Raw genomic sequence first — 1,218 nt, 5'->3', positions numbered from 1 at the left:
GCCCGCGCCGGCGCCGGTCTGCTCGGCGTGGCGGTCGCGGCGGCGGCGCCGTTGGCCCGCCGGCTGGCCCGGAAGGTCTCCCCGACATGATCGTCCCAGGCCACGCCGCGCCCGCCTCGGCCGCTGGCGAGGGCCGGTCCGGCGAGGGCGGGCTGCGGTTCGGGTACGGCACGAACGGCTTCGCCAACCACCGGCTGGACGACGCGCTGGCGGTCATCGCCGAGCTGGGCTACGCCGGGGTGGCGCTCACGCTGGACCACGACCACCTCGACCCGTTCGCCCCCGGGCTGGCCGGGCGGGTCGCCGCCGTGGCGCGCCGGTTGGACGCGCTCGGTCTCGGCGTGGTGGTGGAGACCGGCGCCCGGTACCTGCTCGACCCGTGGCACAAGCACGCCCCGACGCTGCTGCACGACGACTCGGCCCTGCGGATCGACTTCCTGCGCCGGGCCGCACGGGTGGGCGCCGACCTCGGTGCGGAGGCTGTCTCCTTCTGGGCCGGCGTACGCCCCGAGGCGGTCCCGCCGGCGGTCGCCTGGGACCGGCTGGTGGCCGGTTGCGCGACCGTGGTCGACGCCGCCGACGCGGCCGGCGTGACGCTCGGCTTCGAGCCGGAACCGGGAATGCTGGTCGAGGACATCGCGGGCTGGCGTCGCCTGCACGCCGCGCTCGGCGCGCCGGCGCATCTCGGCATTACCCTCGACATCGGACACTGTCGCTGTCTGGAGCCCCGGCCGGTGGCCGACTGCGTGCGCGAGGTGGCCGGACACCTGGTGAACGTGCAGATCGACGACATGCGGCGGGGTGTCCACGAGCACCTGGAGTTCGGCACCGGCGAGATCGACTTCCCGCCGGTGCTGCGCGCGCTGCGCGAGGTCGGCTACCGCGGCCTGGTCGCGGTGGAGCTGCCCCGGCACTCGCACGCCGCCCCCGCTGTCGCCGCCCGCTCCCTGGACTTCCTGCGCGCCGCCGACGCCACCAACGCCGCCGACGCCGAGGACGGGACCGCCGCACCCCACTGAACAGCACACGAGGGAGGAGAATCCGATGACACCGGATCGACTGCGGGAGGCCCTTCGGGGCGTACCCGATCCCGACTGGCTGGACACGGCCCTGCGCCGGGTGACGGCCGAGCCCGCGACGGTCACCGGCTCATTCGCCGCCGCCGGTCGGCGCTGCGGCCGGGACGAGCTGCCCGAGCTGCCCGGCTGGACCGCCGAC

1 protein-coding gene is annotated in these 1,218 nt (G+C 76.2%); it reads left to right on the top strand.

Annotation, left to right across the window (positions count from 1 at the left end):
* Window positions 1-86: 86 nt before the first annotated feature.
* The gene (locus AB0I76_RS30285) at window positions 87-1,019 is read left to right on the top strand and encodes a sugar phosphate isomerase/epimerase family protein (protein WP_357042668.1); all 933 of its coding nucleotides are present in this window, start codon (window positions 87-89) and stop codon (window positions 1,017-1,019) included.
* Window positions 1,020-1,218: the final 199 nt, after the last annotated feature.

This window comes from Micromonospora sp. NPDC049799 (genome assembly GCF_040656655.1).
GTDB lineage: Bacteria > Actinomycetota > Actinomycetes > Mycobacteriales > Micromonosporaceae > Micromonospora.
This window is presented reverse-complemented; position numbering and strand designations above follow the sequence as displayed.

Coding starts and splice junctions, on each gene's coding strand:
- AB0I76_RS30285 (WP_357042668.1), top strand. CDS start 87: ATGATCGTCCCAGGCCACGCCGCGCCCGCCTCGGCCGCTGGCGAGGGC.